The organism is Desulfobulbaceae bacterium (genome assembly GCA_015231515.1).
Lineage (GTDB): Bacteria > Desulfobacterota > Desulfobulbia > Desulfobulbales > VMSU01 > JADGBM01.
Window position 1 is genome coordinate 1 of the sequence record JADGBM010000121.1, and the last position, 8,522, is coordinate 8,522.

General features: G+C 42.2%; 6 protein-coding genes. All 6 read right to left on the reverse strand.

Annotated elements, in window-relative coordinates; all coding sequences use genetic code 11:
* Nucleotides 1-140: 140 nt before the first annotated feature.
* Entirely contained in the window at nt 141-839 is a 699-nt protein-coding gene (locus HQK80_13950; GenBank protein ID MBF0223304.1) for a transporter substrate-binding domain-containing protein, read from the reverse strand.
* Nucleotides 840-912: 73 nt separating this feature from the next.
* Nucleotides 913-2,853, reverse strand: coding sequence for a response regulator (locus HQK80_13955; protein MBF0223305.1), 1,941 nt, complete (start codon nt 2,851-2,853; stop codon nt 913-915).
* Entirely contained in the window at nt 2,838-3,629 is a 792-nt protein-coding gene (locus tag HQK80_13960; GenBank protein ID MBF0223306.1) for a transporter substrate-binding domain-containing protein, read from the reverse strand. The genes HQK80_13955 and HQK80_13960 overlap by 16 nt, the downstream gene beginning before the upstream one ends.
* Nucleotides 3,630-3,717: 88 nt before the next feature.
* A complete protein-coding gene (locus HQK80_13965; protein MBF0223307.1) occupies nt 3,718-4,113 on the reverse strand; it encodes a response regulator in 396 nt (131 codons plus the stop codon).
* A gap of 32 nt (nt 4,114-4,145) precedes the next feature.
* Nucleotides 4,146-7,118: a DUF3365 domain-containing protein gene (locus HQK80_13970; GenBank protein ID MBF0223308.1), complete on the reverse strand. Its 2,973-nt coding sequence runs from the start codon at nt 7,116-7,118 to the stop codon at nt 4,146-4,148.
* The gene (locus HQK80_13975) at nt 7,102-8,490 is read right to left on the reverse strand and encodes an ABC transporter substrate-binding protein (protein MBF0223309.1); all 1,389 of its coding nucleotides are present in this window, start codon (nt 8,488-8,490) and stop codon (nt 7,102-7,104) included. Before HQK80_13975 ends, HQK80_13970 begins: the two co-directional genes overlap by 17 nt.
* Nucleotides 8,491-8,522: the final 32 nt, after the last annotated feature.

The following is an 8,522-nucleotide window of genomic DNA, read 5'->3' on the forward strand; positions in this document are numbered from 1 at the left end:
AAATAGTCTGTATTTCCTCAAACCCAACAATTCCGGTGGCCATTGAAATGTAATCCAACCTACGAAAAATACCATTAAGTGCATACAATACATTAACCCGGAAAGTTGAGTTATCACTATCTAAATATTTCTATACAGATTTATTCTTTCCAGTAGCCTTCTTCATGGAGGGCTCGGGCAGCTCTCTCAAGTTGGGGAATAATGCTCTCGTTCTTCTTGTTGACATAATGATGTATCGGTTTTGAAAAAACAAAAGGATTAAGCTTGTGAATTTCTGAGCCCTTTTCTCCCATGCCAGCCAAAGTTTCCTCAGCACTGATATCAGTTGCCAAGGCAATATCGATTCTTCCCTGGAGAAGCATCTCAAAGAGTATCGTGTAATTGTCAACTTTTGTCGCCTCAAGACCTTTCATCTTTTCCTCAGTCCACTGCACACCGTTAATATGACCGACCTTGTACTGCTTCAAGATGGCATCATTGTAGGAGGTAATGTCATGTCTTACCGTATAGACTGCACCGTTAAGATCCATTAGCTTCACATTAACCCGCCTCAGGTTTGGGTAGCGTTCCAGCACTGAAGGAACTCGACCAACATCACCGTCTGAAGTTCCTTCATTGGCACTGGAGAGTGAGCGCTTATGTGGCATGACAACAAATTGAGCTTTAATGCCTGCTTTATCGTAGACAGCTTTGGTACGGTCCCTGACCAGTTCATGAAAACGCGTGCCGGAGCTATAACTTATTATATAAGTTTTCTCGCTGGCAGTTACTGGGGAGTGAATCACTAGTTGTGAAACAAAAACAAAAAGAGATAAAATACACGTCTTGGCAGTTTTCATAACACGTCCTCTTTCATAAATTATGTGGATGGTCTTATCTTATCCAACGTAACTATCACTGAGCAGAGATATCTTATGGGGCAAGCACCTTACGAAGCAGTTGAGCTATGGTTATTTTAGAGAGTGGTTTATTGGCAAACTCTCTTATGCCGATAAATTTAGCACTTTTCTCATCAATGAGAGTGCTATAACCCGTGCAGAGGATTATAGGCATGTGTGGTCTGATTTGCAGAATCCTTCTAGCTAGATCAGAACCTGTCATTCCAGGCATAGTTTGATCGGTAATGATGACGTCAAAGCTGTCCGGAGAATTTTGAAAAACCTCCAGAGCTTCAAGACTAGACATTTTGACCGTAACATCATATCCGAGTCTCTCGAGCATCTCCTTGCCCATTTCAGCTAGAATATCCTCATCATCAACAAAGAGGATATGCCCTTCACCTTGCGGAATAGTTTCAGACATCTCTTCAGCTTCTTTAACGTCACCGTCAGAGACCGGAAAAAAGACATGAAATGTGGTGCCTTTTCCCAGAATACTTTCAACTTTAATGTCACCCCCGTACTCATTGACTATGCCATGAATAATTGCCAAGCCCATACCCGTTCCCCTGCCAACTTCTTTTGTGGTGAAATACGGATCAAAGATTTTATTAATCACATCAGGGCCAATACCACTCCCCGTGTCAGCGACAACCAGCTCAATATATTCGCCTGAATTTCCATGAGAAGTTTTCAGCTCCGCAACAGACTCAATCGAAGCTGATTTCAAAGCTATGGACAGTGTTCCACCTTTCTCTTCCATGGCATGGTAGGCATTGGTACAGAGATTCATTAGAATTTGATGAATCTGGGTCGGGTCGGCCAAAACATTGCCACATTCTGAATCAATATCATCTCTGATCTCTATAGTTGTTGGAATCGATGACCGGAGCATCTTCAGCGATTCTTTTATGATTGGTTGGATGGCAATGGGAATGAGATCAACTTGAGACTGGCGACTGAAGGTAAGAATTTGCTTAACCAACTCTTTTGCCCTGTGACTGGCAATTAGGACCTTGTCAAGGTCCCTGGCTATGGAAGAACCCTGAGGTGCATCATCACGAGCCATCTCAGAATAACCAAGAATTGCCCCAAGAAGATTATTGAAATCATGGGCAATGCCCCCAGCGAGGGTGCCTATCGCTTCCATCTTATAAGCCTGCCTGAGCTTTACCTCCAAGTCGGCCTTCTGCTTTTCAGCTATTTTTATCTCATTAAACTGCCTCTCAAGCTCCTTGTTCATTTCAGTCAGTGAGTTTTCACGCAATTGTATCTTTCTCGCCATGTCGTCAAATTTTTCTACAATGACGGCAAATTCTTTTTGTGGGAAATCTTTACTTTCTTCTCTATAGTCTCCTGAGCTTATGTAGCCGATACGCCGGAGTAGATAATCAAGGGGAGACTGCAACATTTTTTCCAGCAATAGCTTAGTACTTATCATTAGCCCTAATGCTACAACCAATACTAAGAAGATGGATGACATAATGACATTAGTATTTTCTCTTTTTTGTAAAACAGAACTTAAATATAAATCAACCTGAGCTATTTCCAGCTTTTTATGGAAAATGCTGAATGATTTTCTTATGAAACCATGGCTTGTCGGATCTCCATACTCAAAAAGAGTATCCCCTTTGGTGTCAGATATTTTCAGGTACGCAACCTGTTCATTATGGCCAATAACATTGCCTATTTTTTTGATTGTACTGGTATCTAATTTCCAAATCGGGACTTCCAAGCTCTCATTGAGAATTATGACAAACTCTTCGGCTTTTGCTTCCAGCGCCGCTTGCGAACTATGGGAAAGGTATAGATACGTGAGACCTATGGCAAGAATTGAGAAAAGTACCACCAAGCCGATAAGGGGTACCGTGATTTGTCTGGCTAAGGTTCCTTTATTGTGCGGGGGGTGTTGGCTAGCCATATTTTTTCGATTGTGTGTGGTATGAGGCATTTGCTCTGTTAAAAATGATTCCATTTTTCTGGGAGATATTTTGAGAAAATTTGATCGAAGGTGCCGTTCTGGACAAGGGCGTTTGTTGCCTGTATGAGCTTTTCTTTTTTATCCTGATTTGTTGACTTTCTTGAAAAGTGGAGCCAGTCTTCGGTCGAATTAATAAAAAAAGGTTCGCCAATCTGGTTGAGCTCGACCCCCTGTTTTTGGAGTTCATAATACAGGGTAGCCGCAGTCCCAATCACAGCATCAAGCCTTTTGGCCATCAGTAGTTTTATGCCATGGTTATAATTATCAACGGAAAATTTTTTCAGGGTGGTGTCATCATCAAAACGGGGTTCAAAGGATCCACCTAAACGCACTCCTATTTCCAGTGGCTTAAGGTCTTCGTATGAGTGGATCTCTGTCCCGGAAAGACCAACAACGATAATGTCAAGTTTTCCCCATTTGGCGATAGGTTCGCCTGACTTTTCGCTCGTCTTACTTCGATAAAAAATAGCAAAATCGGCAACACCCGTTTCCAGATTTTCAATCATCCTCTTATAAGGCACAAGTTGAATGTCTATTTCCTCGCCCATCTCATTGGAAATGGCTTTAATTATCTCAAACTCAATGCCGCCAATCTTACCGTCTTTGTCAAGATAACCCCATGGTGCAATGTCAAAGATTGCTGCTTTCAAGCCCTGAGCCTGAGAAACGGGGGGGGCACTGATGACGCCAGTTACAATGATAAAGCATACGATGACTGGGATAAAAATCCCAGCTAGTAGGGTCTTAAAGAACAACAGGTTTCTACTCATTTGATCCTCCGAAAAACAGTATCTAGTATTTTACTTAAAAAGCCTCCAGAAGTGGGGACGGTGTTTGTGCCCACGCGCATGAGCTCGACTAATCGATCAGCTTAAACTCAGCAAGTTTGCTGTATAGCTCCTTCGGACTTACTGGCTTTGTGAGGTAGGCGTTACAGTTAGCTGCTATTGCTCTTGCTATTGTTTTTTCATCATGCAAAGCGGTAACCATTATTATTTTGGCCTTATTTTCCAGGGTAATATTCTGCTCATCTTCTATCTTTCTTATTTTGCTGAGCGCTTCAATCCCATCCATATTGGGCATCATAATATCAAGAAGAATCAAGTTGTACGGGTCCTCTGCCTGTAATTCCGTCTTATAAGCCACAATTGCTTCTACGCCATCAACCGCCACATCTGTTTTCCCATAATCCATAAGAAACTCAATAAGGACAAGGCGGGACATTAAATCATCATCAACAATAAGTGTTCTCATCAGAATTTCACCTAACTATCTCTATGTTACGGTTAGCAGGAGGCATCAAGCACCTTCCTGACCAGCTTGGCAATGACCTCTTTGGAGAGGGGTTTCAGGGCAAACTCTTTTATTCCAAGAGCCTTTGCCGAATCTTCATCGATCTGGTTGCTGAAACCAGTACAGAGAATAATCGGAATATCCCATCGAAGCTGCAACATTCGACGGGCAAGGTCTGAACCGGTCATCTCCGGCATGGTCTGGTCGGTTATAATCAGGTCAAATGTGTCCGGTGTATTTTGGAAAGTTGTTAATGCTTCGATACTGCTATGTCTAACGGTAACATGGTAGCCCAACCTTTCGAGCACATCTTTGCCCATCTCAGCAAGAAGTTCCTCATCATCAATTAAGAGTATTCGTTCATTACCTTTAGGCAGGTATTGAGATTCTAGTATTTCTGGTATTGCGTCCTTTTGAATTGTTGGAAAGTAGGCGTGGAAGGTTGAGCCTTTACCTCGCCGGCTTTCAACTGTGATTGCGCCTTTGTATCCTTTCATTATTCCGTGGATAATTGATAGACCCATTCCTGTACCTTTGCCAATTTCCTTGGTTGTAAAAAACGGGTCAAATATTTTGTCAATCACGTCACCTCCGATGCCGATACCGGTATCGGACACGGTAAGTTTAACATATTCACCAAGTTCGAGCTGTAAAAGTTTAGCTTGATCATCTGTGTCGATCAAGGTGTTCTTTAAAGAAACTGAAAGTTCTCCGCCGGTATCTTCCATGGCATGATAGGCATTCGTACACAAATTCATCAAGATCTGATGTATCTGGGTTGGGTCAGCCAGGATAACTCCACAGTTTGGATCAATGTCTGTGGTTATGCTAATTGTGGAGGGAATTGAAGAGCGAAGCATTGTCAGCCCCTCTTTAATAAGCGGCTTTATACTTAACGGCATATTGACAGCCTGGGCCTGTCGGCTGAAGGCTAGGATCTGCTTTACTAAGTTCTTGGCACGGTCGGCTGCTGTAGAGATTTTCTCAAGGTCCTTTTGATAGCTTGTTCCAGCAGGTGCATCTTCTTTTGCCATACTGGCATAGCCAATAATCACTCCGAGAATATTATTGAAATCATGGGCAATGCCACCGGCAAGTGTGCCGATGGCTTCCAGTTTCTGAGCTTGGATGAGCCTTGCTTCAAGCTTGCTTTTTTCTTCTGCAAATCGTTTTTGTTTAACAGCATCCCAGGTGCTGGCGAAATAAAGCTGGATCTGTCGGGTGTCGGCATCGTTGTAGGGTTCTGTCTTATTGCCTACACCAATTATTGCAGTGATTTTATCATTGTCAAAAATAGGTACACTCATATGCCTCCTGATTGGAAAGTGCCCATCAGGATAGCCTTTTTTTTCTGGATGATTGGGGTAGTCGTTATGTATAACAGTCTTTCCTGCCCGTACGCAATCGGCCCAGATTCCTGCTCTGTCAAGCGGGTAGTGCGGTGTTTTTTGAGCGGTGCATAGTTTAAGTGTATCTCTTGACCATGAGTTTAAAGAGATATGTGTTTGGTCGTCATCAATGAAATGAAGATACCCACATTCACTTTGGGTCATACGCACAGCCTCTTCAAGGGCATAATCAAGAAGGTCTTTCTCTGGTAAAGACTTCTTTTCATAAAGAGACAGTAGAGATTGAAGTCTCGATTCATTTAATTCTCGTTCATACTCAATGCGCCTGGCATCGGTAACATCTTTAAAGATGCAGGCAAATTGATTTTTAGTCGGACAGTACGCCGTCACGGCAAAATGTTTATTAAGCTCGTGTGCATAATTGACAAAGGAGATGTGTTCTCCCGTTAAGGCAACTTTGCCATAGGTTTCAATCCATAGTTTTTCGGTGCTCGGTAGAACCTCAAGAACGGTCTTGCCAATTATATCTGCAGCCTTTAGGCCTGTTTGTTCTTCAAAAGCTGGATTTACTGCTAAAAATCGATAGTCAACAGGTGTGCCTGAGGTGTCGCAAAGTATCTCATGCAGAGCAAATCCATCAAGCATCTCATTAAACAATGATAGATATTTTGTGTTCGCTTCTTTTAACTTGGCGGTACGTTCATCAACTAGATTTTCAAGATTGTCGGTTTTGAGCTTCAGTTTGCACGACATTATGTTGAAGGCATCTGCCAACTCAGATAAATCTTTAAGGAAAGGTATTTTGATTTTCACACCTACCTCTTCTTCCCCATTGCTGATTTTACGGGCCATCCCTCTAAGTTTCTGCAATGGCTGATAAACAAAAAAATTGAAGGTCAGGGACTGGACCAACAGGAAAAACAATAGCGACAGCAGCATAATCATTGAGGTGTACAGAGAGTGCTTATCAGCTTTAGCGTAAGCTTCTGAAAGTGGAATTTTAATAGAAATTGCAGAGACAACTTCACCGACATTCCGGCCAAAGCTACGTTCCGGGCCATAAAATTCAACTAAACCTGCTGGTGCCTCTGAGGGAACACTATGGCATCGAAGACACGCTTCATCCATTGCCTCACCTCTCTTGAGATACACAAGAAACTCTTTGTCTCCAAACTTGCGAATGAGTGATTTTTCATTCAACTCCGGTTTGTTGTTTAACTCCTGGAGAAAAGCCTTCTCAAAGATGTCAGCCTCATTTTCAGGGCTTCGTGCATTTATTGCACACTCTTTATAGTAAAAGCCGTTTAATTTTGATGACTGAGAGTATTTATCTATCTCACGAACAGCATATGTTGAGGACATCCACCTTGTGTCGAAATAATCATTAGAACGATATTGATCAGTCAACTTAAAGACAGATGGTTTGAGTTGTTTGGCAAAATATGTGTGTATGGCAAGATTTCGGTCTAAAATGATTTCAGCCTTTGCCTTCGCCTCCTCCAGCGCCCGCTCCCTGGCATCATTTCTGTTGTGATAAACGAGAAATATCGTCACGACCAATATCATAATGGCCGTGGTAAGATTAAAAAACGTGGCAAGACTAATCTTGTATTTCATGGCAGGCAATTTTCGCATATTGTGTGTTTATAAAGCTGTCAAGATCGATTATATGACCTATCCCCATAGTGTCATGCATGTATTGTTGCATTCGATCAATGTCATCTTTAACAGGATACAGGTTATCAGTATTGATACCAAGGGGATCATCAAGAACTTTTTTTAAGACTGGCAGCTTAAGGCCAAGTTTTTTATCTGGATCAAGAAACCTGAGCGCGTAAAAAGCCGCCATCGTACTTTGTTCAGCAATAAATTTTCCGGCAGCAACCAAGTAGTCAACAAGCTCCTGAACCGCTTCAGAGTATGGCTCGCTAAAATCATCACGAACCGCCACGACACAGCAGGGGTGGTTTTCCCAAATCTCACTTGAAAGAAACAACTTTTTACTTATTCCTAGTGCTATGGATTTAGAGCCAATTGGTTCCGCAACGACAAAACCGCCAACATCGTTATTTTCTTTCATGAAGGAAGGCATATTAATTGGGGCAACAACCTCAAGATTAATGTCAATATCATCGCCTTTGTCTAAGCTTGCTTTTAGGTTAAGGGGGCTGAAAAACATATGGGTAAGCATATGGTGAACAGACATCTTATGTGGAATAAGCACTGACTTTTGCTTGAAAAAATTCTGATAGGGTTCCTGATAATCACCCTGTTTGTTACGAACGAATATGCTACCGTTTCGATGGGCAAGAAGGACCATCTTTATTGGGACGCCAAAATGGAAGAGATCCATCGCAATGGGCGCCAGTACAAATGCTGCGTCGACTTCACCCGTCTCAAGGGCTTTTTCAACCGGATTCCAGCCTGCCATACAGTGTGTCTCTAACTCGAAATGTTTCGGCACAATATCGCCTTGCATGATCCAGCGGTTAACAATGCCTAAAATTAGATGGTCTGTAATCTGAATATGGGCAACTCGTAATTTAACTTTCCCCGAAGCGCCTCGTTGTGGGCCGAGTTCCTTGTCTTCTGTGCCAACCGCATCTTTATTGAAAACTTCATTAATTGTTTTTTCCAGTTCCTCTGCAGTAAAAGGCTTGGGGATAAACCCGTTGCATCCCGCATCTTCCGCTTTATACGCCTGCTCTTTATCAGCCTGGGCAGTTGCCATGATAAAAGGAGTTTTTGCGTGTGTCTCATTTTCTCTCACCCAGACAAGAAGATCGTATCCTCCCATATTGGGCATATTCCAATCACTAATGATCAGGTCAATTTGATCTGTATTGTTGAGTATTTCAACTGCTTCTGCCCCGTCATTTGCTTCTATAATATTGTCATAGCCGATGGATTTCAAAATGCGTATTTCGATCTTGCGCATTGATTTTGCGTCTTCGACTAAGAGAATTTTTCTGTTTTTATCTGCAATCATAAGTATGCCTGATAAGTTAATTGTTTCGCCCA